This window comes from Bordetella genomosp. 8 (assembly GCF_002119685.1).
In the GTDB taxonomy this organism is placed as follows: domain Bacteria; phylum Pseudomonadota; class Gammaproteobacteria; order Burkholderiales; family Burkholderiaceae_B; genus Bordetella_C.
Genome location: NZ_CP021108.1, coordinates 5,281,917 through 5,306,429, shown reverse-complemented (window position 1 = coordinate 5,306,429; position 24,513 = coordinate 5,281,917). Strand labels below are relative to the sequence as shown.

Genomic DNA, 24,513 nt, shown 5'->3' with positions numbered 1-24,513 from the left:
GCGGAGTCTCCAATCTTTCTGCGCCGGCCCGGGCTGCCGCCCGGCCCGCAAGAGTCAAAGGTGCGGCGGGCGGGCGTCGGTTTCGACGGCGGCCAGGCCGGCGGGGTCGGGGGCGTGCGGCGAAAGACCGAAGTCCTGGGGGAAATGGTCCAGCGCGGACATCACCGGATACGGCGCCATGCCGCCCAGCGCGCACAGCGACCCGCCCAGCATGGTGTCGCACAGGTCGCGCAGCAGATGCACCTGTTGCGCGTGATCCGCGCCGCGCGCGGCGATGCGGTCCAGGGTTTCCACGCCGCGCGTCGAGCCGATGCGGCAGGGCGTGCACTTGCCGCAGGATTCGATGGCGCAGAACTCCATGGCATAGCGCGCCATCGCCTGCATGTCGACTGTGTCGTCGAAGGCCACCAGGCCGCCGTGGCCGATCATCGCCGAGATCTTGACGTAGGCCTCGTAGTCCAGCGGCACGTCCCATTGCGATTCGGGCAGATAGGCGCCCAGCGGGCCGCCCACCTGCACCGCGCGCAGCGGCCGGCCGGACGCGCTGCCGCCGCCGAAGTCGTACAGCAGTTCGCGCAGCGTCAGGCCGAAGGCCTTTTCCACCAGCCCGCCCTGCTTGAGGTTGCCGGCCAACTGGAAGGGCAGGGTGCCTTGCGACCGGCCCACGCCGTAGTCGCGGTAATAGGCCGCGCCGCACGCCAGGATGACAGGCACCGACGCCAGCGAAATCACGTTGTTGATGACCGTCGGCTTGCCGAACAAGCCGGCGATGGCCGGCAGCGGCGGCTTGGCGCGCACCACGCCGCGCTTGCCTTCCAGGCTTTCCAGCAGGGAGGTTTCCTCGCCGCAGATATAGGCGCCCGCGCCTTTGCGCACTTCCAGGTCGAAGCGTTTGCCGCTGCCCAGGATGTCGCCGCCCAGCCAGCCGGCCGCGCGTGCCCGCGCGATCGCCGCTTCCAGCGCGGCGATGGCGTGCGGATATTCCGACCGGACGTAGATATAGCCCTGCGTGGCGCCGACGGCGATGCCGGCGATGGCCATGCCTTCGATCAGCACGTAGGGATCGCCTTCCATCAGCAGGCGGTCGGCGAAGGTGCCGGAATCGCCTTCGTCGGCATTGCAGACGATGTACTTCTGTTCGGCCGGCGTGGTCAGCACCGTCTTCCACTTGATGCCGGTCGGGAAGGCCGCGCCGCCGCGGCCGCGCAGGCCGGACTGCTGCACTTCGTCGACGACCTGCTCCGGCGCCATGGTCAGCGCGCGCCGCAGGCCTTGCAGGCCTTCGTGCGCCTGGTAGTCGTCCAGGTCCAGGGGATCGGTGATGCCGCAGCGTGCGAAGGTCAGGCGTTCCTGGTTCTTCAGGTAAGGGATGTCCTGCGTCAGGCCCTGGCGGAGCGGGTGGGGCGTGTTGGGGGCGTTGGGACGGTTGCCCGTGGCATCGGCTTGCAGCCAGCCGGCGTCGAACAGCGATGCGACGTCTTCCGCCTGCACCGGACCGTAGGCCACGCGGCCGGCGGGCGTGGCGACTTCCACCAGCGGTTCCAGCCACAGCAGTCCACGCGAACCGTTGCGCACGACGCGCACCGCCTGTCCGCGGCGCGCGGCCTCGGCTTCGATGGCGCGGACGACGTCATCCGCGCCCACCGCCAATGCTGCCGCGTCGCGCGGCACGTACAGGGTGACGGGATTGCCCGAAGCGCGGGACGGGGTGCCTTCGTTCATGACCCCTCCTTGACGTAGCCCAGGATGGTGTCGAAGCGCTTGGGCGTCAGCCGCGCATAGGGGACGCCGTCGATCAGCATGGCCGGCGATTGCGCGCACAGGCCCAGGCAGTAGACGGGTTCCAGGGTGAACGCGCCGTCGGCGCTGGTGGCGTGGAAATCGCAGCCCAGCTTCTTGCGCGCATGGGCGGCGATCTTCTCGCCGCCCATGGCCTGACAGGATTCCGCGCGGCAGACTTCCACGACGTGGCGTCCCGCGGGCGTCTGGCGGAAATGCGGGTAGAAGGTGATCACGCCATGCACTTCGGCGCGCGACAGATTCAGCGCTTCGGCGATGGGCTGCACGGCCTCGGGCGGGATACAGCCCAACTCGTGCTGCACGGCATGCAGGATGGGCATCAAGGCCCCCGGCACGCCCTGATGGGCCTGGATCGCGCGCGCGGCCGCGGCAACGGCGGGGTGGGCGGATAGCGCGGCGGCCTGGCTGGCCAGTTCGCCCCCGCGGGCGCCGCCGTTGGATGCCAGGTCTGCCCTGGCTTGACCTTCTCGCATGGAGACGGACTCCTGTCACAACGTTTTCTGGCGGCGCGGATTTCTTTAATATGTTTTTTCGAACATAATAAGAGGCGCCGTTGTCTCTAAAGCGGGACTGTATCGCCGGGAGCCGTGGCTTTCAATATGTACTTTATTTCCTATATAACTTCAGGACACCGGCCATGAGCGACGGCGGGTTCCGGGTCGCCCTGCGCCCGGGCTGGTGGCTGACCCAGGGTGGCGGCGACCACGAAGGCATCGCGCTGCAGGAAGTGCTGGCGCTGCTGTCGGCCATCGACGCGATCGGCCACATCGCCGGCGCCTGCCGGGCCTGTGGCCTGTCCTACCGGCACGGCTGGGGCGTGCTGCGGCGCTTCGAATCCGTGTTCGGCACCCCCCTGCTGATCACCCGCCGCCGGCAGGGCACCGCGCTGTCGCCATTCGCCCAGCGGCTGCTGTGGGCCAACCGCCGCATCGAGGCGCGCCTGATGCCCATGCTGGACAGCCTGGCGTCCGAACTGCAGGAAGACCTGGAAAAGCTGTTGCCCGAAAGCGGTCCCCACCTGCGCCTGCACGCCAGCCACGGCTTCGCGGTGGAAGCCCTGATGCAGCAGTTGGGCAGCGGCGCCGCCAACCTGGAATTGCGCTATCGCACCGCGACGGAAGCCCTGGCGTCCCTGGACAGCGGCGAATGCGACCTGGCCGGCTTCCAGGTGCCGCAAGGCGATTTCGAGACCGACATGCTGCGCCACTACGCGCAATGGCTGGATGCGGAAGAGCATCTGCTGGTCCATCTGGCCGTCCGCAATACCGGCCTGTTCGTCATGGCGGGCAATCCCAAGCGCATCCAGGGCATTGCCGACCTGGCCCGCCCGGACGTGCGCTTCGTCAACCGGCAGATCGGCTCCAGCACCCGGCAACTGGTGGAATTGATGCTGCGCCGCCTGGACATCGCCGTGGCGAAGGTGCATGGCTACGAGAACAGCGAGTTCACGCACATGGCCGTGGCCGCCCATATCGCCAGCGGCATGGCGGATGCGGGTATCGGCGTGGAAACCGCGGCGCATCGCTTCGGACTGGATTTCATACCGCTGGCGCGTGAACGCTACTTTTTCGCCATCCGCAAGAGCGCGCTGGAGCAGCCGACCATGCAGGCGCTGCTGGGCATCATGCGGGGCGCGGACTACAAGGGCTACGTGGGCCAGCTGATCGGCTACGACGCCAGCGAAACGGGGCGCATACACACCCTGCGGGAGGCCTTCGGGCCGGAAAAGCTATGATCACGGCATCATGTCGAAAGTCATCTATCTGACGGACCACCGGTCCCAGGCCGCCGATGCGCAGGCCTTGCCGCACGCCCGGTCCTTGCCGGCCGCCGGCCAGCCGGTCTTGGATACGCGCGCGCGCCCGCTGCGCGACCTGCGGATATCGGTCACCGACCGCTGCAATTTCCGCTGCACCTATTGCATGCCTCGTGATGCCTTCGACAGCAATCACGTGTTCCTGCCGCATGCGCAGCTGTTGTCGTTCGAGGAAATGACGCGCGCCGCCGCGGTGTTCGTGCGCCTGGGCGTGCGCAAGATCCGCCTGACCGGCGGCGAGCCCCTGCTGCGCAAGAACATCGAAACGCTGATCGGCATGCTGGCAGCCCTGCGCACGCCGGAAGGCGAGCCGCTGGAGCTGACCTTGACCACCAACGGCAGCCTGCTGGCGCGCAAGGCGCGCGCGCTGAAGGACGCCGGGCTGCACCGCGTGACGGTGAGCATGGACGCGCTGGACCCGGCGCTGTTCGCGCGCATGAGCGATACCGATTTTCCGGTGGCCGACGTGCTGCGCGGCATCGACGCCGCGGCCGAGGCGGGCCTGACGCCGGTGAAGGTCAACATGGTCGTGCGGCGCGGCATGAACGACGATCAGATTCTGCCCATGGCGCGGCACTTCCGCGGTACGGGGCACATCCTGCGTTTCATCGAATACATGGACGTGGGCAGCACCAATGGCTGGAACATGACGGAAGTCCTGCCCAGCGCGGAGATCATCGCGCGCATCGGCGCGGCGTTCCCGCTGGCGCCGCTGCAGACCGACGCCATGGGCCGCGTGGCCGAGCGTTGGGGCTATGCCGATGGCGCCGGGGAAATCGGCGTGATTTCCAGCGTGACGCAGGCTTTCTGCGAAGGCTGTACGCGGGCGCGCCTGTCGCCCGAGGGCCGACTGTTCCTGTGCCTGTTCGCCAGCCGCGGCTACGATTTGCGCGCCTTGATACGCGGCGACGCGGACGACGACCAGCTTGCCGCGGCGATCGCCGGCATCTGGGGCGGACGCGGCGACAGTTATTCCGAAGGGCGCCTGGCGGCGACGCCGGGCGTGGGCCAGGATCGGAAAATAGAAATGAGCTACATCGGCGGCTAGATGGTAGCTGCCCAGGTGTGGCCCAGGGTAGGCCACACCCAGGTGGGCCGCGCGCGGGGTCGCCCAGGTGGGAACGCCCAGGCGCCGCGGCTCATACAGGAGGAGGCTTGCATGAACGCGCAAAAAGACCAGGACGACCAGGCAGGCCTGGCGGCGCCAACAGGAACGGACACGATCGAAGCGGCGCACATCGCCGGCCTGATCCTGGCGGGCGGCCGCGGTTCGCGCATGGGTGACATGGACAAGGGCTGTGCACTGCTGCGCGGGCGCCCCATGGTCGAACACGTCGCCGCGCGCTTCGCGCCGCAGGTCGGCGCCTTGTTGATCAGCGCCAACCGCAACCTGGATCGCTATGCCGAATACGGCAAGGTGGTCGCCGACGATCCCGCGCATGGGCAATGGCAAGGACCGCTGGCCGGCGTCGCCGCGGGCCTGGTGGCGTCACGCTGCCCATGGTTGGCCACCGCGCCCTGCGACGTGCCCTTCCTGCCCGTCGATATGGTCGCGCGCCTGCGCCAGGCGTTGCAGGCGCGGGGCACTGGCGTACAGGGTAATTCGCGCGGCATTCCCCGCCTGGCGGTGGCCTGCAGCGCGGGCCAGCGGCAACCTGTCTGCATGCTCGTGTCCCGCGAACTGCTGCCGGACCTGCTGCAGTACCTGGCGCAAGGCGGCCGCAAGGTCGAAACATGGCAGTCGCGCGTCGGCTGCGTCGAAGTCCCCTTCGACGATCAGCCCGGTGCTTTCCTGAACGTCAACACCGAACGCGATCTGTCCGCCGCCGACCGCGCGCCGTCATGACAGCCAGTGCTTGAAGTCGTAGTAAGCCACTTTTTCACCGTCGTAGACGGTATGCCCGGCGGGGATGCGCGCCAGCCCGGTCGCCCAGGGCAGCGAGCTGACCACGCCTGAACTCTGCCGGTCGAAGGCCTGCAGTTCGCCCACGCCGCCGTTGTTGACATCGCGCCGCACGCGCAGGAATTCCTCGCGGCTGTCGTGGCGCGGCGCGTCGGTGCGCAGCGTCAGCATGCTGACCTGCGGAAACAGATCGCGCCGGCCCTGCATGCGCCGCAGCAGCGGCGACACCAGCACCGTGAACACCGCGAAGGCCGACACCGGATTGCCCGGCAGGCAGACCACCGGCTTGCCGTCGACGTGCGCCATGGCCACCGGTTTGCCCGGCTTCATGCGCACACGCCACAGGTCCAGCGACGCACCCATGCTTTCCAGCACCGGCTTGACCAGGTCTTTGTCGCCGACCGATACCCCGCCTATGCTCACGATCAGGTCGCAGTCGCGCGCCAGGGTCTGGAACGCCGACTTCAGCGCCGCTTCGTTGTCCTGCGCGTGCAGCACGTGGGTGGCTTGCGCCGACATGCCTTCCACCAGCGCGGCCATCATCGGGCCGTTGGAGTTGTAGATCTGGTGCGCGCCGCGCGGCTGGCCGGGCGGCACCAGCTCGTCGCCGGTCGTGAGGATGCCGACACGCACGGCCGGATGCACCGTGACGCGCGCGATGCCCTGCGAGGCCAGCAGCGCCACCTGCGCGGGGCCGATGCGCGTGCCGGCGGGCAGCAGGGCGCTGCCCGCGGCGGTGTCCTCGCCCCGGCGGCGCACGTGTTGCCCCGGCCGGGGCGCCTGCGTGATGGTCAGCCGGCCATCGGCTTCACGCGTATCTTCCTGCATGACCACCGTGTCCGCGCCCGGCGGCATCAGGCTGCCGGTGAACAGGCGCGCGGCATGACCCGGCTGCAGCGCCTGCGGCGCATGGCCGGCATACACGATCTGGTCGATGGGCAGGGTCGCGCCTTCGCGGTAGTCGGCGTGGCGCAGCGCGTAGCCGTCCATGGCGCTGTTGTCGGCCGGCGGCAGGTCCAGCGTTGCCGTGAGGTCCTGGGCCAGCACCAGGCCGATGGCGGCGCTCAGCGGCGCGTCTATCGTGGCCGAGGGCCGCGGCGCGCCATTGGCGAGGCGGGTTTGGGCGTCGTCGAATTCCAGCATGTCGTGTCCGCTCGTCTGTCGATGTGCGGGCCGGCGCGGCGTGGGCGCGCGGCTGCATCGGGGTCGGTAGGGGACCGGGCCACATGCGGGCGCCCGGATCGGCGCCGGCGACGTGCGCCCGGCCGGGTTCAGCGGCTGCTACGCTCGCTGTGCTCCAGCGCCTTCTTCTGCAGGTGGCTGGCGAAATTGCAGGGTTTGTGGCGGCTGTCCAGCTGTTCGCGCAGGATGTGGTTCCAGGCCGTCTCGCATGCGCCGGTCGAGCCCGGCAGGCAGAAGATCACCGTATCGTTGGCGTAGCCGGCCAACGCGCGGGACTGGATGGTCGAGCTGCCGATCTCCTGGTACGACACGTGGCGGAACAATTCGCCGAAGCCGGTGATTTCCTTGTCCAGCAAGGGCGACACCGCTTCCGGCGTGGAATCGCGATGCGAAAAACCGGTACCGCCGGTGATCAGGACGACCTGCACGCGCGGGTCGGCGATCCACTCGCTGACGACGCGGCGGATTTCGTAGATATTGTCCTTCACCAGGTCGCGCCGCACGCAGTCGTGGCCGTCGCGCGCCAGCGTTTCCGCCAGCCAGTTGCCGGACGTGTCGTTGCCCGCGGTGCGCGTGTCGCTGACGGTCAGGACGGCGCAGGCCAGGGATGCTTTTTTATCTTCCTTGTGCTCGCTCATGGGGTTTCCTTCGATGAAGCGCTGCCGCCGGCATCCCATGTATGGGTCCGGTCATGATCCGATTGGCGTTGTTCCACCCAGAAGCTGCGGCCGCTGGCCAGGGTTTCGCGCTTCCAGAACGGCGCGCGCGTCTTCAGCGCGTCGATGATGTATTCGCACGCCCGGAAGGCGTCGCCCCGATGCGCGCTGGCCGCGCCGACGAACACGATCTGCGCATTGCGCGGCAATGCGCCCACGCGGTGCGCGATGACGAAATCCAGCACCCGCCAGCGCTTCATGGCCTGCGCGCCGATGTCTTCCAGCTCGCGTTCGCACATGCCTGGATAGTGTTCCAGGAACAGGGTTTCGGTGGCCTCGTCCGACGAAAAATCGCGGACGTAGCCGGTGAAGGTCACGATGGCGCCGGCGGCGGCGCCGGCGCGTTCGCGCAGCGCGGCCTGCAGCGCCGCCGCGTCGAAATCGGCTTCCTGGACGATGACCATGGCGATCAGCCTCCCGTGACGGGTTCGAAGACGGCGACTTCGTCGCCCGGCCGGATGGTCGCCGTGTGCTTGACGTGGGTCTGGTTGACCGCCAGCTTGAGGCGTCCGGAAGGCGCCAGCTGGGGGTAGCGTTCTTCCAGGCTGCCCAGCAGCGCCGCCCCCGTGATGGTGTCGGCGGGCAGGGGCCAGGCTTCGGCGCGGCGGCCGGTCAGTTCGGCCACGCGCGCGAAATACAGGATTTGGATGGCCGGGCTTACGCCGGGATTCAGGTTCGATCCGCTCACCGCGCACCTCTGGGCCAGCGGCCCGAAATCGTCTGCTTACTGTCTTTCATGCCGGCATGACGGAAGAGGTCACGCGAGGCCGGCTGGGGACACCTTCCGGCTGGGGACACCTTCCGTTTCCGGGCCCAGGCATTCTACTCCGCCGGGTCGGGGGGAAACGGCTCAGCGATCCACGCGCCCTATGCGGCACGCCATTCGCCGCTTTTGCCGCCGGCCTTGTATTCCAGGCGGATCTGCTCGATGACGATGCCCTTGTCGGCCGCCTTGCACATGTCATAGACGGTCAGCGCGGCCACGCTGCAGGCGGTCATGGCTTCCATTTCCACGCCGGTGCGGAAGTCGGTGCGGCAGGTGGCGCGGATGTCGATGCTGTGCGTGGCGTCGTCTAGCGCGAAATCCACGCCCACGAAGGACAGCGGCAGGCTGTGGCAAAGGGGGATCAGGTCGGCACAGCGCTTGGCGGCCAGCATTCCCGCGACGCGGGCGGTGTTCAGGACCTCGCCCTTGCCTTGGCCGGGCTGGGTCAGCAGGCCGTAGGCGGTGGCGTTCATGCGGACGCGGGCGGCGGCAATGGCCACGCGGGCGGTCACGGCCTTGCCGCCGACGTCGACCATGCGGACCTGGCCGGACTCGTCGAGATGGCTCAGGGCCGGAGAAGAATTGGACATGCTGATGCATCCGCCATCGCGGCGCCTGTTCAAGATTTGAAACGAATTTGCGAGGGGAACGTAATCCCTTGATGTTGCACTCAATCGCGCCCCGAAGCAGGGGGCGGCGCTGCCTATGATAATGGACGCCATCCGGCCCCGGGGGCGATAATGCCGCAACTTGTACAGGAGACGCCGGATGCCCCGACATTTGCCCCGAATTCGATTCTCGCGGCGGTTTTTGCGGATCACCGGGGCAGTTGTGGGTTTCGTCCTGCTGCTGCTGGCGCTGGCGGCGTGGCAGGTGCCCGAAGTCACCCGGCGCGCGCTGACGCGCGACGTCGCCGGAATGCTGGGGCGCGATGTCCAGGTCGGCAAGATCACATTCAATCCTTTTTCGCTGACGCTGCGGGCGCACGATCTCGCCATCGAGCAGCCGGCCGCCGCGTCGCCGCTGTTGGCGATCGCGGAAGTCGACGCCAGCCTTTCGTGGAAATCGCTGTTCTGGTTCGCGCCGGTGGTGGACGCGCTGGTGGTGCGCGAACCCAGGCTCGCGCTGGAGCGCGACGCGCAGGCGCATTTCAATTTCACGGACGTCCAGCAGAAGCTTGCCCGGCTGGGCCAGGACAAGCCGCCGGCGCCGTCCGACAAGGACGCACCGCTGCCACGGTTCTCGCTGAACAATATGCGGCTGGAAAACGGCGCCATCACGATGGACGACAAGGTCACCGGCCGCAAGCAGGTGATCGACGAAATCGCGCTGGGGGTGCCTTTCATATCCAACTTCGGTTACGCCGCCGATATCGACGTGGTGCCGAAGTTCCACGCGCGGATCAACGGCAGTCCGTTCGACCTGAACGGCACGGCGCGGCCGTTCGACGTCACGCCGACGTCCACGCTGGACGTGGTGTTCAGCGGGCTGGAACTGGAGAAGTGGGCCGACGCATGGGGCGTACCCTTGCCCGTCAAGCTGAATCGGGGTTTGCTGGATTCGGATCTTCATATCGTGTTCGAACAGCCCAAGGACGCCGTGCCCAAGTTGCGGATCACCGGCGGGGTCAGCCTGCGCGATCTGGATCTGCGCGAAGCCTCTGACGAAAGCCTGGTCGCCTGGCAGGCCTTGAATGTGCGGGACGTCGATGCGTTGCCGCTGGAGCGCAAGGTGCGGATAGGGCAGGTGGAGCTGGTGGAGCCGCACGTCCAGACGCGCCGTTATGCCGACCAGCGGGTCAATTGGCTGGATGTGGTCGACAAGCTGCAGCGCTTGGGCGCGGGGGCGAAGACCGAAGGACCGGCCCCGGTCAGCACGGTCAAGACGGCGTCGGTACCGGCGGTTGCCGCGAAGCCGGGCGACGCGGGCGCGCCCGCGACTGCGACGACGCCATCACCCGCGTCGGGCGCCGCGTCCGCGCCCGCGACGACGCCAGCGCCAGCGACTGCGACTGCGACTGCGACTGCGTCCGCACCCGCACCAGCACCCGCACCCGTACCAGCACCCGCACCCGCACCCGCATCAGGAGCCGCGTCCCCGGCCGCATCCGCGCCGGCGCCGGCCGCGGCGGTCGAGCCCGATCCGTGGCGTGTCGAGGTCGGCAAGATCGCCGTCACAAACGGCCAACTGCGCCTGCGCGACGCGCCGACCCGCCTCGACTACACGTTCGACAAGCTCTCGCTGGCCGTCACGAACGTGCAATTGCCGCAGCCCAAGGACCAGCCCATCGCCATCGAATTGGGCGCGGAAAACCCCGACGGCGCGACGCTGCAGGCCAAGGGCGGCGTCATCCTGCAGCCCCTTGCGCTGACCCTGGACGCGAAGGCCGCGCGCCTGCCGCTGCCGCCCTTCGCCAGCGCGGTCCGCAGCGCCGCCCCCGTCACGCTGCTGGCCGGTACCGTGGGCGCCGCCGCCAAGGTCGACGTCAGGGACCACAACGGCACGTACGCCATCCAGGCGTCCAACATCAAGCTGGACCTGGCCAACGTCTCGGCGCGCGACGAATCCCTGGACCCGCCGATCACCGTCGGCCTGAAAACCCTCTCGCTCGGTATCGACAGATTCATCCTGGGCTCGGGGTCGTCCCGTTTCGACCTGCGCGTGGCTGGCCTGCTGGGCGAAGGCAGCCTGGCTTCGCAAGGCAGCCTCACCCTGCAGCCCCTGGCCGTGAAGGCCAGCGTCGACCTCTCCAACCTGAACGTGGCGGAGCTCGCGCCCTACGTGGCGTCGCGCCTGAACGCCACGGTACGCTCCGTCCGCCTGGGCGCGAAGGGCGACGTCGACTTCGCCGCCGCCAGCTCCGCGGGCGGTCGCGCCGCGACGCCGATGAAGGTGTCGTGGAAGGGCGGCGTCGACGTCAGCGACCTCAACCTGCAGGACCGCGTGAACCGCGCGGACTTCCTGGCCTGGAAGCTGCTCAGCTTGCGCAATATGGCGATCTCCATGGCGGGCGGCAAGCCGGCCATCGACCTGGGCGACGTGACGCTGGACAACTTCTACGGCAACGTCCTGCTGAACTCGCAGGGCGAACTCAACGTGATGAACCTGGTGGCCGAACCGGGCCAGGCCGGCGGCTCCATCACGCAGGATACGCAGGCACCCGGGCAAGCCACCGGCGCGGCGGCAGCCAAGGCCGCGCCGGCGCAGACCTCGGCCGCCGACAAATCCCGATCGGGCAAGGGCGCCGCCGGCAAGTCGTCCGCCAACGCAGCGCGCAACGACGCCGACATGCCCGACATCGCCGTGCGCAGCGTCACCTTGAAGAACGGCCGCGCCACCTTCAACGACCGCTTCGTGCGCCCGAACTACACGGCCGAACTGTCGGCCATCGAAGGCTCGGTGTCGGCGGTGTCCTCCACCGATCCCCGGCCCGCCAAGGTCAGCATCAAGGGCCGCGTCTATCGTACGGCGCCGCTGACCATCAGCGGTATCGTCCAGCCTTTCGCCAAGTTCCTGACGCTGGATATCCAGGCTTCCGCGCGCGGGGTCGACCTGCCGCGCTTCACGACCTATTCGGCGAAGTACGTCGGCTATCCCATCGAGCGCGGCAAACTGTCGATGGACGTGGAATACAGCATCAAGAACCGCCAGTTGCAGGCCAGCAACCACGTGCGCCTGGACCAGCTGACCTTCGGCGCCAAGACCGACAGCCCGCAGGCCACGACGCTGCCGGTCATGCTGGCCGTCGCATTGCTGAAAGATCGCTCCGGCAATATCGACATCAATTTGCCGATCTCCGGCTCGCTGGACGATCCCAATTTTTCCGTCGGCGGCATCATCCTGCGGGTGATCGGCAACCTGGTCGTCAAGGCCGTCACCTCGCCCTTCAGCCTGCTGGCGTCGGCGTTCGGCGGCGGCGGCGACGAGCTTTCGTATATTGCCTTCGAGCCCGGCAGCGCGACGCTGACGGACGACGGCAAGGAAAAACTGAAGAAACTGGCCGCCGCGCTGGCCGACCGGCCGTCCCTGAAGATGGATATCGCCGGCCGTGCGGATCCGGTATCCGACGAAGCCGGATTGCGGCAGAGCTGGGTGGACACCCGCATCCGCATCGCGCGCTCGCGCGCCACGGGCAAGAGCGGCCGGCTGGACGGCAGCGCGCCCCTGACCGAGGCGGAGCGCGCCAAGTATTTGGCGGACGCCTACGACAATGCCAAGATCGACAACAAGCCGCGCAACTTCATCGGCATCGCCAAATCGCTGCCGCCGGCGCAGATGGAAGATCTGCTCCGGCAGGCGGCGCCCGCCGGAGAGGACCAGTTGCGCAAGCTGGCGGACGCTCGCGCGCAAGCCGCCTATGAGCAGCTGCAGCAGGATGGCGCGCCCATGGATCGCATCTTCATGGTGGCGCCCAATCTGTCGGCGGAAGGCGTCAAGGACGACGGGCCGCCGACCCGTGTGGAATTCGCCTTGAAGCGTTGACCTGCGCCCGCCGGGGCGCCCCCGGCATCCTTATGAGATCGGAGCTCATCAGCATGGACGACAAGCACCTGGATAGCCTACTGCCGCCGCTGCGGCTGGACCGCCGTGGGTTTCTGACGGCCGCCGCTTCGGCCGCGGCGGGAGCGGGCTTCTGCCTGGCCGCGGGGCCCGTGATGGCGCAGACCGTCATCAAGACCGATGCCAAGGGCTTGACCGCGGGCTGGGTCGAAATCCCGGCGGCGGGCGGCAATATGCGCGCCTACCGCGCCCAACCGGAAAAAGGCACGCATCTGCCCACGGTGCTGGTCATGGCGGAAATCTTCGGCCTGCACGAGTACATCCAGGACATCTGCCGGCGCCTGGCCCATCGGGGCTATCTGGCGATCGCGCCCGATGTGTTCGCGCGCCAGGGCGATCCCACCAAGTACACCGAGATCGCCAAGCTGCAGGCCGACATCATCAGCAAGATACCGGACGCCCAGGTCATCGGCGACCTGGACGCCACCGCCAAATGGGCCGCCGGCCACAACGGCGATGCCAACAAGCTGGGCATCATCGGGTTCTGCTGGGGCGGCCGCTTCGTGTGGCTGTATTCCGCGCACAATCCCAAGCTGAAAGCGGGCGCGGCGTTCTACGGCCCCTTGCGCGGCAAGCGCGACGATACGCTGCGTCCGAAGTTCCCCGTCGACATCACCGCCGACATGCATGCGCCGGTGCGCGGCGCCTACGGCGCGGAAGACACCGGTATCACGCAGGACGACGTCGCCGCCATGCGCGACGCCCTGGCCAAGGGGTCGGCGTCGGCCAAGGCGTCGGTCATCGACGTCTACCAGGGCGCGGGCCATGCTTTCCACGCGGACTACCGGCCCAGCTATCGCAAGGAACAGGCGGAGCAGGCGTGGGATCGGATGCTGCAATGGTTTTCGCAGCATAATCTTGGGGTGTCGAAGCACAAGTGAGCGCGCGGCGGCCAACCCGGCACCATCGCGGCCGCCGGGCCGGCCACCGCCGTCCACGCCCCGCATGCCGGGCGCGTATTCCTGAATAACGTTTTCTGTCGTTTCACTGGAGATATCAATGACCATCAAAGTCGGCGACCGGGTACCGGATGGCACCCTGACCGAATTCATCGAAACCGAGACCGAAGCCTGCGCACTGGGTCCCAACAATTTCCAGGTCGCCGATCTGGTGAAAGGCAAGAAGATCGTGGTGTTCGCCGTGCCGGGCGCCTTCACGCCGACCTGCTCGAACAAGCATCTGCCGGGTTTCATCCAGAACGCCGACGCCTTCAAGGGCAAGGGCGTGGACGAAATCTGGTGCGTGTCCGTCAACGACGCCTTCGTCATGGGCGCCTGGGGGCGTGACCAGAAAACCGACGGCAAGGTACGCATGCTCGCCGACGGTTCCGCGACCTGGACCAAGGCCCTGGGCCTGGAACTGGACCTGGACGCGCGCGGCATGGGCATGCGCTCGAAGCGCTATGCCATGGTGCTGGACGACGGCGTGGTCAAGGCCCTGAACGTCGAAGCGCCGGGCAAGTTCGAAGTCAGCGACGCGGCGACGATGCTGGCCCAGTGCTGACGCGACCGCGCGCTTCTTGAGTATCGCAAATCCGAGAGCCGCCCCGCGCGGCTCTCGCCGCTAAGAGCTTTATGTTCGCCACGATTTCCTCGTTTTCTTCCCTGTACGCCGCGGCGCTTCTGATGCTGTGCGGAACGGGGCTCTTCAATACGTTCATGGGCCTGCGGCTGACGGCGCAATCGGTCAGCCCGTTCTGGGTAGGCACGCTGATCGCGGGCTACTACCTGGGCCTGGTGTGCGGGGCGCGCCTCGGGCACAAGCTGCTGATCCGCGTGGGACACATCCGCGCCTTCGTTGCCTGCGCGGCCATCGCCGCGGTGATGGTGCTGGCGCAGGCGTCGCTGGAAGTGCTGTGGCTTTGGCTGATATTCCGCCTGGTGGCGGGCATCGCGATGGTCACGCAGTTCATGGTCCTGGAAAGCTGGCTGAACGAGCAGACCGAAAACCGGCTGCGCGGACGCGTGTTTTCCGTGTACATGCTGATGTCGGGATTGGGCACGGTGCTGGGCCAGTTTTCGCTGACGCTGTTTCCCGCCCTGGACCTGCGGCCGTTGACGCTGGTGGCCGTATTCCAGATTCTTTGCCTGGTGCCCGTGGCATTGACCGCGCGATCGCATCCGGCCACGCCCGTACCGGCGCCGCTGGACCTGAAGTTCTTCGCGCGCCGCGTGCCGCTTTCGCTGACCGTCCTGTTCGTCGCCGGCTTGCTGTCCGGCGGTTTCTACGGATTGGCGCCGGTCTACGCCGCCCGGCATGGTTTCACCACCACGCAGGTCGCGTTCTATGTGGCAGCGACGGTCACGGCGGGCCTGTTGTCGCAGTTTCCCATGGGATGGATATCGGACCGCGTCAACCGCGCGGGGCTGATCCGTTTCAATGCGGTGCTGCTGACGGCGTTGCCGGTATTGATGTGGGGCTGGCTGTCGCTGCCGTTCGCGCTGATGCTGGCCTTGTCCTGCATGTTCGGCGTGCTGCAGTTCACGCTGTACCCGCTGGGCGCCGCGTTCGCCAACGATCATGTGGGATCCGAACGGCGCGTCGGCCTGAGTGCGATTCTGCTGATGGCCTACGGCATAGGCGCGTGCATCGGCCCGCTGATCGCCGGGGCGCTGATGTCGCTGGCGGGGCCCAATATGTACTACGTGTTCATCTCCGGCTGCGCGCTGGCGCTGGTGCTGACGGTGCGGCCCATCCGGGTGACCAACCAGCATCAGGTGGATGAGGCCCCGGTGCACTTCCAGGCCATGCCGGATGCGCTGCAAAGCTCGCCGGCGGCCGCCGCGACGCTGGATCCGCGCGTCGATCCGGACGTCGACACCGAACTGGTCATGGTCGAGCCGCAGCCCGATGTCGTCGCGGCGCCGCGCGGCGCGGCGGCCGCCGCCGAAGAGGCGGTCGCAAGGGAGGCCGCGGCGGAGGACGAGACCCGCGTGTAGGGGCGCGAGCACGGCGCCGTGGGGCCGTCTTGGGGTCGTGGCGGCGCGTGATGGGGCGTGGCGGGGTGCTGTGGCGGGGCGTCGTGGCCTTTGGGCGTCGACGGGCGGCCTTGCTATGGGAGCGATAGATATAAGCTAATTACTCTTATTGTTGGTGTTTTCGGAAATATCATTTTCGGTTTTACGGGTTTATCCCTAGGCCTTGGCGGCGCAGAATGCGTTTCATCGGGAACAGCAACGGACATCGCGGAACCCCTCCCCCCTCTCCGCGGTGTCCGTCCCGACCCAACTTAACAGGACTAGGAGTACTGCCATGAAAGCCAAGACCATCGTTTCCGCTCTGATTCTTTCCTTTGCCGCCATCGGCGCCGCGCAAGCCGCCAACAGCGAACCCAACAACGTGCCGTTCCAAGGCGTGTATGGCCAGGCCGCCAACGGCGTGAGCCGCGCCCAGGTCGTCGCCGAACTGCAGCAAGCCCGCAGCGCCGGCCTGACCGCCAACCGCGAATCGAACAATGCGCCTTTTGTCGCACAGGCCGATAGCGGTGTGACGCGTGCCCAGGTGGTCGCCGATATCGATAGCGGCAACACGAGCACCAGCATCGCGTTTGGCGATCTGAACAACCAGCCTTTCCAAGGTGCGTAAGCGCCAGCGGGGTACGACACCCGCTCCCGGCAGTCGCGGCAGCCGCCGCGACGACCCCCGGCCCCGCCACGTGCGGGGCCGTTTGCTTTGGGCCGCGTGCTTCGGTTCCCATGCGCCGGGTCCAGACCGGCACGCGCGGTTCTTCTATTGGAAGGTGTGCGAGATCGCCGCGCCCTGGCCGGCGCCCACGGTCAGGCGCTGGTGCACGTCGGGACCGACGTTGTTGCGGATCGTGATGTCGTAGGTGCCGGCGGCCAGGGTCAACCGGCGCATGGGCGGACTGATGCCGCGCGATTCGCCGTCGACCAGGATCTCGCCCCAGGGGCGTACGGCGATGGGGACCGAAACGGGCGATCTGCTCTTGGCCTGCGCGGTGGGCAGCGGCTGGGTCTTCGGTGACGCGTCCTTGGCAGGGCTTTTGGCCGATGTTCTGGTTGCCGTATTGGCCGGCGCATTAGCCGGCGTTTTCGTCGCGGCTTGTGCAACGGCGCGCGTCGTCGCGGGCGCCCGACCGGGTGCGTCGGCTTTCGCGGTTTGCACGGGACCGCGCACAGGGGCGGCGGCGGGCAGCGACGGGGCGCGGGCGTCGGGCGCTGTCACGTCCACCGTCATGTCTGCCGTGACGACGTCGATGATGGTCGCGGGCCTGCGCGTGGGTGCATCGGCTGTGGCGTCGACGGTGTGGCCCGGCGCCGCCGCGTCCAGCGATGCATTGGCGACCGCAAGCGGATCGCTGTACGCGGCCATGGGGATCGGGCGCGCGCGCGCTGCCGCGTCGGTCCATCCCGCCGGCGATGCGTCGGGAGCGTCCGCCCATGCCGATCGTTCCGGCAATGACGGCGAGTCTCCGGCATAACTTCTCGCCCGGCTGCTCGCGTGGCTGCTGGTCCCGAGGGCGCCCGATCCGTTGATGGCATCGGCGCCCGGTCCGTGGCGGGACGCGAGGGCGGCGCCAGGGCCGCCGGGCGCGGTCTGCGGGTCCAGCCACGCGATCAGCGCGCCCACGCCTATCGTCGCCATGACGGCCAGCTTCCACACAGACGTCGCCGGCCAGGCCAGCGGCTGATGCTTTCTGCCGCTGCTTGCGCGATGGGACCCCGACGGCCGGCGCCGCAGGCGTGGGCGGATATAGGCGTAGATGAGCGGGGGAGGCGCGACGACGGGGGCGGTGTTCGGCGGTTCGCTGGCGGGAACGAGCTGGCGGGATGGCGCATTGCCCTGTTCGTTTCGCGGCGCATCGTCATCGTCCTGGGGAGGACATGCGGGAACGTTGGGCATAGGCGGCTCCTGAAACTACTGCATCGTCGCCGGTAGCGGAAAACGACCGGGTCAACAATCTTGCGTTGGGCGGAGCCTGGTGTACATCGGTCTAATGCGGGGCAAGTCCCTGGGCGGATCCACCATAGGTGGGTATCAGATGGCTGGCCTCGGCTGCCAGTGTGGACGGCCGGCTTCGAACGGCCGATTTACGATGGCGGATTCCAGGCCCGGGCCCATCAGGGCCCAGGCCTGCTTGCGCGCGTGGCTGGATCAGCGCAGGCCGCCGCTGGCGACGATGGTTTCGCCGGTCAACCAGGCGGCGTCGTCCGACGCCAGGAAGGCAGCCACGGTGCCGATGTCGCGCGGCTGGCCGACGCGGCCCAGCGGCGTGATGGCGACGATGTCGCGTTCCATGTCCGAACCGGCGATGCCGGCGGTTGCCGTACCTTCCGTTTGCACCATGCCGGGATTGATGGCGTTGACGCGGATCTTGCGCGCACCCAGTTCTTTCGCGAGCACGCCGGTGATCGCGTCCACCGCGCCCTTGGTGCCGCTGTAGACGGCCGACTGGGGCGGGGTGATGCTGGTCACCACGGAACTGATGTTGATGACGCTGGCGCCTTCGCCCAGATGCTTGACCGCCGCCTGCGTCATCAGCAGGACGCCCAGCACGTTGACGTCGAACTGCTTGCGATAGTGTTCCTCGGTGATCTCTTCGACCGCGGCGAATTCGTATATGCCGGAGTTGTTCACCAGGATGTCCAGGCGGCCGTAGTTCGACAGCGCCGCGTCGACGATCGCCTTGGCGTCCGCCGCCTTGGAAACATCGCCGCCGACCGCAACGGCCTTGCCGCTGGCCGCGGTGATCGCTTGCACGACGGCTTCCGCGCCGGCCTTGCTGGACGAGTAATTGACGACGACCGACGCGCCCTGCGCGGCCAGTTCCTTGGCGATGGAGGCGCCTATGCCCTTGGATGCGCCAGTAACGATGGCGACTTTGCCTGCGAGCTTGCTCATGATCGGATTCCTATCAAAGTATGAGGGGTGAAACGGCCAGCGCGCGAGAGTCGCGGGCTGGCCGTTTCAGGCATGCGAGCACGATAAGCGGGCAGGGGCGGTTCGATAAACCGCGCAAAGCGGAATTGAGACGGCGAAATTCCGGAACAGTGGAGGGGTTGCGGGGTCGCGCGCGAGGTCAGGCCGGTTTCAGAGTGATCCAGGTGGGCGCGTGGTCGCTGGCTTTTTCCCAGCCGCGCACGTCGCGGTCCACGCCGGCGTCCTGCAGCCGCGGCGCCAGCTTGCGATTCAACAGCAGATGGTCGATGCGTATTCCCGCGTCGCGCGCATAGGCATTGCGGAAATAATCCCAGTACGTATAGATGCGGGCATCGGGATGGCAGGTGCGCAGCGAGTCGGTCCAGCCTTGCGCGACCAAGCGGTCGAAGGCCGCGCGCGTCTCGGGGCGGAACAGGGCATCGTCCACCCAGCGCTCGGGTTTGTAGACGTCCAGGTCCGTGGGAATGACGTTGTAGTCGCCGGCCAGCACCGTGGGCTGGTTGCTGTCGACCATGCCGGCGACGTGCGCCGTCAGACGCTCCATCCACTTCAGCTTGTAGTCGAACTTGGGGCCCGGCGCGGGGTTGCCGTTGGGCAGGTAGAGGCAGGCGACGACGATGCCTTGCACGGTCGCTTCGATATAGCGGCTTTGCAGGTCTTCGTCGTCCCCCGGCAGGATGCGGCGCGATTCGACCGGGTCGCAGCCGCGCGTCAGGATGGCGACGCCGTTCCAGCTTTTCTGGCCGTGCCAGATCACGCCGTAGCCGGCATCGCGGATGGCGCCTTCGGGGAATTTCTCCTGCGGCGCCTTCAGTTCCTGCAGGCAGGCCACGTCGGGCTGCTTCTCCTCCAGCCAGCGCAGCAGGTTGGGCAGGCGGGCGCCGATGCCATTGATGTTGAAGGTGGCGATTTTCATGGGCGGGTCGATGCTGTGTCCGTTCTTCGAAGGTCAATGATAGCGGCCCTGGCGGGCTCGCCGGCCTCGCAAGGTCAGGGCCGCGCGCCGCGCAGCGAATGCGTGGCCAGGACTTCCAGCACCCGCTTGCCGGCGTCGGTGGTGATGGCGACGCGCGTGACGGCGGTGGTGCGGCCCTGGTGGACGATGTCGGCTTCGGCTTTCAGCTCGCGGCCTTCGCCAGGGCTGACGTAGGTGGCGGTGACGCTGCTCATCGACCAGTCTTCGCCCAGGGCTGCCTGCGCGGTGGTTTGCGCGAAGCCCAGCAGTACGCCGCCCTGCACGTGGCCCACCCGGTTGCCGATATGCGGGCCGTTGGCCAGCGTGCCGGTCGCGCCGCCCTTGCGGGCGTGGGCGCGGTAGCCCCACAGCCGTTCATGGAAGTCCCCGCTGGCCTGGCTGTCGTCCAGCGCCATCCTGACGTGCTCGTAGACGGCGAGTTCGCCGGGGTTCAGTTCCGTGTCCGGATCGAGCAGCGGTGCATCGTCCTGCGCGGGATCCACTGGCGTCAGGAAGGGGATGGGCGTGCCCGCGGGCAGGTCCAGCACCATGAAGGTGGCGGTGCCCAGGCCGATTTCCCGGCCCGCGCCGTGCAGGGTGACGCGGCTGATGGCCTGGCGGCCGGCGGCGCCGTGCACGTAGCCGTGGAAGCTGCTGCGCGCCGTGACGGGCGCGAGACAGGGCGCGCCGGTGAGCTGCAATTGCATATTGACGGTGGCCAGGCGGGTGTCGGCGGGCAGGGCGGCGCGCACGGGCGCGGCCAGCGCCAGGTCGGCCAGCACGCCCAGCGCGGTGCCATCGATGGCGCCGTCCGCGGCATGGCAATCCGCCTTCATGCTGACCATGCTGTCTTCCACCGTCACGCGGTCGAAGGACACGGCCAGGAAGTTGCCGGCGAAATGGAAGCCGTGTTCGCGGCGCCGGCGGATGGCGCGCAGCGTGCGTTGCAGGATGGGATCGAGCGCGGATGGGCGGGCGCCGGGCGTGAGCGTGTGCGTCATGGGAATGGGAAACTGGGTGCGCGCGCCACGGGGCCGGCGTGCGACAGGCGACCCCGATGATATCCCGGCGCCGCGCCGCATGCCTCCGATAGGAAAACCACGTTCACGCGCGCGACCGCTGCTGGATCTCGCCATCCACGTGTTCGCGCATGATGGCCGCGAGCCTGTCGGCCAGCGGCAGGCTTTCGCCAGGACGCTTCAACAGCAGCAGGGGGATCGTCGGTAGGGCCGGCAGGGCCGCCGCCTTGGCGTCCAGCGGCCGCACCGACGCCGGCAGGCCGTAGGGCGTGCGTACGTTGATGCCCAGGCCCGCCGCCGCCGCGGCCCACAAGCCGTTCAAGCTGGGGCTGGTGAACACCAGGCGCCAGGGGATGTGGGCGCGGTCCAGGGCGGTGGTCGCCGCTTGCGTGAACATGCAGGGGCGGTCGAATGCGATCAAGGGCAGCGGTTCGCCCGAGTCCGCGTGCCATGGCAGCGCGGCCGATCCTATCCAGCACATGCGTGGGCGGGCCAGGCGTTCCACCGGACCACCGTCATCCAGGGAGTGCCTGCGTGCCGCGGGGGCGGGCGCGCTGTCGGTCGCCGCCGTGCTGTCCCAGAGCAGCGCCAGGTCCAACTGCCCGGCGTCGAAGCGCTCCCGCAATTCGGTGTTGCGCGCGACACGGGCCTCGATTCGGACCTTGGGATGGGCGCGGGCGAAGCGCCCCAGCAGCTGCGGCAACATGGCTTCGCCGAAGTCCTCCTGCAAGCCCAGGCGGATCCATCCTTCCATGTCCAGGCCGCGTGTGGCGACGGCGGCTTCGTCGTTCAGGCCGACCAGGCGGCGCGCATAGTCCAGCATGACTTCACCGGCGTCGGTCAGCGCCAGGCCGCGGCCGGATTTCTTGAAGAGCGGGGCGCCGGCCTGGTCTTCCAGCTTCTTGATCTGCGCGCTGACGGCGGAAGTCGAGCGGCCCACCCGATCCGCCGCCTTGGCGAAGCTGCCCAGGTCCATGCCGATGACCAGGGTGCGCAAGGCCGCGATGTCCAGGTTCACTTGCATGGAACGTCCTGTTTTATCGAATTGATGGATGAATATTATGTGATTTTCAGAATGGTTGGAAGTGTTCAGACTGATGCCATTTCCTCTTTCCATACAGGCATACAGATGAGTTCCACCACGATAAACACGCCGGTGCGGCCTGCCGCTGCGTATGCGCTCGGTCCCGAACATCGCTGGAAGGTATTGGCCGCCGGTGTCGCGGCCAATGTCAGCTTTTCCGCGGCGGCCGCCGGCATACCGACCACTGCCATCTGGCTGCGCGCCGGCTACCGGCTGGACGACGCCTCGCTGGGCGTCGCGCTGGGCGCCATCGGCCTGGGGGTGGCGCTTACCGAATTGCCCTGGGGCATGGCGACCGATCGCTGGGGCGACCGGCCCGTGCTGCTCGTGGGCCTGGGCGCGACGACGCTGGCCTTGCTGGCCATGGCGGTGCTGATGGTGCCGTCCGATGGTTTCGTGCCGGCGTTTCATTGGCTGCTGGCCCTGATGTGCGTGGTCGGCCTGGCCGGCGGCAGTGTCAACGGCTCCAGCGGCCGCGCCATCATGCGCTGGTTCAAGGAGGGCGAACGCGGGCTGGCCATGAGCATCCGCCAGACTGCCGTGCCGCTGGGCGGTGGGCTCGGTGCGCTGCTGCTGCCGTGGCTGGCGTCGGCGAACGGCTTTCGCGCGGTGTATGGCGTCCTGGTGACGATGTGCGCCGCCGCGCTGGTGCTGGCATGGCGGTGGCTGTACGACCCCCGCGAGGATGCGGATGCCCATGCGGATGCGGGTGCCGATGCGTCAACCCATGCTCGCCGCACGGGAACGACCGCCCCGGCGTCCCGGAACAGCCCGTTTGACGATCCGGCGATCCGGCGCATTGTCCTGGCGATAGGCGTGCTGTGTCTTTCTCAATTCGCGGTGCTCAGCTTCGCGACCGTGTATCTGCACGACTTCGGCGGCGTGGGCATCGCCGGAACGACCTTTGCCATGGTCGCGGTGCAACTGGGGGCAATGATCCTGCGGGTATGGAGCGGCCATTACACCGACGTGCATCACAACAGGCGCGCCTATGTGCGCACCGTCGTGCTGATCGCGGTTGCCGCTTTCGCCGTGCTGGCCCTGGCAACCTCCGCGAACGCGCCCGCGCCGCTGCTCATCGCGGCCATCATCGCCGCGGGCGTCACCGTCTCGGCATGGCACGGCGTTGCCTACACGGAACTGGCCACGCTGGCGGGCTCGGCGCGCGCCGGCACCGCGCTGGGCATGTGCAATACCCTGGTCTACCTGAGCCTGTTTCTCGCTCCCGTGTCCATTCCCTACGTGCTGGCGGCTTCGTCATGGGCCGGCGTTTGGGCGGCGGCCGGCGTGATCGCCTTGGCGACGCGACCCTTGTTCCCGCGACCGCCGGGACGGCCGAAGATCGGGTGAGTGATCGAGATGGCCGGCTGTGGGCAAAGTTGTGGCACCGCCGGGCCGTCCAGCGGCGTGATACATCCGCCAGTCGATGTGCTCAGATCCGCCAATAACACGCCAGTATTTATCCGATAATTTTTAAAATCTCATATAATTCAATATATTATTGAAAATTATCTTCGCATAAATATCCTGTAATGCACGCCAGTAATATGATCGAACCGGCGTTCCCCAATGACGCCGAACTTGTTGGCCTGATGGAGTCCGTAGCGGATTTGCGAGTATCCGCGGTCCGCCTGTGCGCCGATGCCGGCGAGCGTTCGCGCGTTGCGCTTTCCACGCTGCTGCGTGCCATGAACTCCTACTACACCAACAAGATAGAGGGGCAACATACCTTGCCGGCCGATCTCGAGGCCGCAATGGGCAGACGCTTTTCCGATGATGAAGATGTGCATCGCCGGCAGGAACTCGCGCTCGCTCACATGCGGCTGGAGGCGGATCTGGAGCCGGTTTGTCGGCAGTTGGGCTGGCCGGAACAATTCGAGATGGCCTGGTTGTGCCGGATCCATCGGGAGTTGTACGAGCAATTGCCGCCGCAATACCGGCGCGTACTCGATGGCGAAGGGAATGATCGCGGCGCGCTAGATCCGGGCGGTCTCAGAGAACATGATGTGCGCGTAGGCCATCACCACGCCCCTCCTCATGAAATGTTGCCGGATCTGCTGAAGCACTTTGCGTTCCGCTATGGGTCGGATTACAACAGCACGAGTCGTAAGGTCGTGGCGGCCGGTGCCTCGATGCATCGCTTGTCGTGGATACATCCCTTCGCGGACGGCAATGGACGTGTCTCGCGCTTGCACAATCATCTGCTGTTGACTTCATTGGGGCTGACGAATGGTCTCTGGTCGCCTATGCGTGGTCTGGCGCGGCGGCATGCGGACTACTACAGCGCCTTGGCTGCGGCCGATGCCACTCGCCGAAACGCGACCGATGGCCTCGTCAATCTCAGCTCCAGTGGCCTGACCACCTGGCTCAGGTTCTGGTTGGATATCTGCCTGGACCAGGTGCGGTTCATGTCGGCCCAGCTCGGTTTCCAAACCTTGGAGCAGCGCTATATCAGCCTTGCGTTACAGGTCACGCATGATTTCGGCCGGGGCGCCGCGCATCACCGAAGCCAGTTGGACCCTATAAAACTGGGGCACGCCTTGTATCAGCTGTTTCGCAGCGGGAGCATGGAGCGCGGCGTTTTCAAGGCCTGGCTTGGCGTGCCCGATCGCTCCGCGTCGCGTCTTATCTCGCACCTACTGTCCATACGTTTGCTCTCCAGCGCCAGTCGCACAGCGCATCTGGAGTCCAACTTTCCCTTTTACTCGCTGCGATTCCTGTTTCCCGGCTTGTGGCCGGAGGCAGAAGGGATTGCACCGCCCGAAGCGCCGAAGGCTGCCATGGATTGATGGTGAGTGCCTTCGCTGTTAT

Annotated in this window: 22 protein-coding genes; 10 read left to right on the top strand and 12 right to left on the bottom strand. The window is 67.4% G+C overall.

Translation table 11 applies throughout. The features are described from left to right. Positions 1 to 54 precede the first annotated feature (54 nt). Positions 55 to 1,722, bottom strand: a complete 1,668-nt coding sequence (locus CAL12_RS23955; RefSeq protein ID WP_086066892.1) for a formate dehydrogenase beta subunit — start codon at positions 1,720 to 1,722, stop codon at positions 55 to 57. After that, positions 1,719 to 2,273, bottom strand: coding sequence for a formate dehydrogenase subunit gamma (locus CAL12_RS23950; RefSeq protein WP_086066891.1), 555 nt, complete (start codon positions 2,271 to 2,273; stop codon positions 1,719 to 1,721). Before CAL12_RS23950 ends, CAL12_RS23955 begins: the two co-directional genes overlap by 4 nt. 164 nt (positions 2,274 to 2,437) lie before the next feature. Here CAL12_RS23950 and CAL12_RS23945 point away from each other — a divergent pair, with 164 nt between their 5' ends. The 3 genes from CAL12_RS23945 to mobA all read left to right on the top strand — a co-directional run bounded on the left by CAL12_RS23945 (position 2,438) and on the right by mobA (position 5,462). Further along, positions 2,438 to 3,535, top strand: coding sequence for a substrate-binding domain-containing protein (locus CAL12_RS23945; protein WP_086066890.1), 1,098 nt, complete (start codon positions 2,438 to 2,440; stop codon positions 3,533 to 3,535). A gap of 10 nt (positions 3,536 to 3,545) precedes the next feature. Beyond that, on the top strand, positions 3,546 to 4,664 hold the full coding sequence (moaA, locus tag CAL12_RS23940; protein WP_086066889.1) for a GTP 3',8-cyclase MoaA: 1,119 nt from the start codon (positions 3,546 to 3,548) through the stop codon (positions 4,662 to 4,664). A gap of 111 nt (positions 4,665 to 4,775) precedes the next feature. Continuing rightward, entirely contained in the window at positions 4,776 to 5,462 is a 687-nt protein-coding gene (mobA, locus tag CAL12_RS23935) for a molybdenum cofactor guanylyltransferase MobA (RefSeq protein WP_086066888.1), read from the top strand. Here the strand turns inward: mobA and CAL12_RS23930 are convergent. The 5 genes from CAL12_RS23930 to moaC all read right to left on the bottom strand — a co-directional run bounded on the left by CAL12_RS23930 (position 5,457) and on the right by moaC (position 8,773). Continuing rightward, positions 5,457 to 6,662 carry a molybdopterin molybdotransferase MoeA gene (locus tag CAL12_RS23930; RefSeq protein WP_086066887.1) on the bottom strand — a complete coding sequence of 402 codons (1,206 nt, stop codon included), beginning with the start codon at positions 6,660 to 6,662 and terminating at the stop codon, positions 5,457 to 5,459. The genes mobA and CAL12_RS23930 overlap by 6 nt on opposite strands. 128 nt (positions 6,663 to 6,790) lie before the next feature. Further along, entirely contained in the window at positions 6,791 to 7,339 is a 549-nt protein-coding gene (moaB, locus tag CAL12_RS23925) for a molybdenum cofactor biosynthesis protein B (protein WP_086066886.1), read from the bottom strand. Further along, a complete protein-coding gene (locus tag CAL12_RS23920; RefSeq protein ID WP_198298315.1) occupies positions 7,336 to 7,821 on the bottom strand; it encodes a molybdenum cofactor biosynthesis protein MoaE in 486 nt (161 codons plus the stop codon). The genes moaB and CAL12_RS23920 overlap by 4 nt, the downstream gene beginning before the upstream one ends. Positions 7,822 to 7,826: 5 nt before the next feature. Further along, entirely contained in the window at positions 7,827 to 8,105 is a 279-nt protein-coding gene (gene moaD, locus CAL12_RS23915) for a molybdopterin converting factor subunit 1 (RefSeq protein ID WP_232464617.1), read from the bottom strand. Between the two features lie 179 nt (positions 8,106 to 8,284). Next, positions 8,285 to 8,773 (bottom strand): cyclic pyranopterin monophosphate synthase MoaC, encoded by a 489-nt coding sequence (moaC, locus tag CAL12_RS23910; protein WP_086066885.1) that lies wholly within the window; start codon positions 8,771 to 8,773, stop codon positions 8,285 to 8,287. Between the two features lie 178 nt (positions 8,774 to 8,951). Here moaC and CAL12_RS23905 point away from each other — a divergent pair, with 178 nt between their 5' ends. The 5 genes from CAL12_RS23905 to CAL12_RS23885 all read left to right on the top strand — a co-directional run bounded on the left by CAL12_RS23905 (position 8,952) and on the right by CAL12_RS23885 (position 16,328). Continuing rightward, positions 8,952 to 12,665, top strand: a complete 3,714-nt coding sequence (locus CAL12_RS23905) for a DUF748 domain-containing protein (RefSeq protein ID WP_086066884.1) — start codon at positions 8,952 to 8,954, stop codon at positions 12,663 to 12,665. Between the two features lie 53 nt (positions 12,666 to 12,718). Continuing rightward, positions 12,719 to 13,624: a dienelactone hydrolase family protein gene (locus CAL12_RS23900; protein ID WP_232464616.1), complete on the top strand. Its 906-nt coding sequence runs from the start codon at positions 12,719 to 12,721 to the stop codon at positions 13,622 to 13,624. 118 nt (positions 13,625 to 13,742) lie between these two features. Further along, complete coding sequence (locus tag CAL12_RS23895; RefSeq protein ID WP_086066882.1) at positions 13,743 to 14,246, top strand: peroxiredoxin; 504 nt, start codon at positions 13,743 to 13,745, stop codon at positions 14,244 to 14,246. 71 nt (positions 14,247 to 14,317) lie between these two features. Further along, positions 14,318 to 15,682: an MFS transporter gene (locus CAL12_RS23890; protein WP_086066881.1), complete on the top strand. Its 1,365-nt coding sequence runs from the start codon at positions 14,318 to 14,320 to the stop codon at positions 15,680 to 15,682. 313 nt (positions 15,683 to 15,995) lie between these two features. Then, complete coding sequence (locus tag CAL12_RS23885; protein ID WP_086066880.1) at positions 15,996 to 16,328, top strand: DUF4148 domain-containing protein; 333 nt, start codon at positions 15,996 to 15,998, stop codon at positions 16,326 to 16,328. Between the two features lie 144 nt (positions 16,329 to 16,472). Here the strand turns inward: CAL12_RS23885 and CAL12_RS23880 are convergent, their stop codons facing one another. The 5 genes from CAL12_RS23880 to CAL12_RS23860 form a co-directional block, all read right to left on the bottom strand. Further along, complete coding sequence (locus CAL12_RS23880; RefSeq protein WP_086066879.1) at positions 16,473 to 17,606, bottom strand: hypothetical protein; 1,134 nt, start codon at positions 17,604 to 17,606, stop codon at positions 16,473 to 16,475. A 252-nt stretch (positions 17,607 to 17,858) separates the two neighbouring features. Next, positions 17,859 to 18,605: a glucose 1-dehydrogenase gene (locus CAL12_RS23875; RefSeq protein ID WP_086066878.1), complete on the bottom strand. Its 747-nt coding sequence runs from the start codon at positions 18,603 to 18,605 to the stop codon at positions 17,859 to 17,861. A 178-nt stretch (positions 18,606 to 18,783) separates the two neighbouring features. Next, positions 18,784 to 19,560, bottom strand: a complete 777-nt coding sequence (xth, locus tag CAL12_RS23870; protein WP_086066877.1) for an exodeoxyribonuclease III — start codon at positions 19,558 to 19,560, stop codon at positions 18,784 to 18,786. 74 nt (positions 19,561 to 19,634) lie between these two features. Continuing rightward, entirely contained in the window at positions 19,635 to 20,600 is a 966-nt protein-coding gene (locus tag CAL12_RS23865; RefSeq protein ID WP_086066876.1) for an acyl-CoA thioesterase domain-containing protein, read from the bottom strand. A 103-nt stretch (positions 20,601 to 20,703) separates the two neighbouring features. After that, positions 20,704 to 21,642, bottom strand: a complete 939-nt coding sequence (locus CAL12_RS23860) for a LysR substrate-binding domain-containing protein (RefSeq protein ID WP_086066875.1) — start codon at positions 21,640 to 21,642, stop codon at positions 20,704 to 20,706. Between the two features lie 105 nt (positions 21,643 to 21,747). Here CAL12_RS23860 and CAL12_RS23855 point away from each other — a divergent pair, with 105 nt between their 5' ends. Together CAL12_RS23855 and CAL12_RS23850 are read left to right on the top strand one after the other, a co-directional pair. Then, positions 21,748 to 23,052, top strand: a complete 1,305-nt coding sequence (locus CAL12_RS23855) for an MFS transporter (protein WP_086066874.1) — start codon at positions 21,748 to 21,750, stop codon at positions 23,050 to 23,052. Positions 23,053 to 23,249: 197 nt separating this feature from the next. Next, positions 23,250 to 24,491: a Fic family protein gene (locus tag CAL12_RS23850; RefSeq protein ID WP_157793112.1), complete on the top strand. Its 1,242-nt coding sequence runs from the start codon at positions 23,250 to 23,252 to the stop codon at positions 24,489 to 24,491. The last annotated feature ends 22 nt before the right edge of the window (positions 24,492 to 24,513 follow it).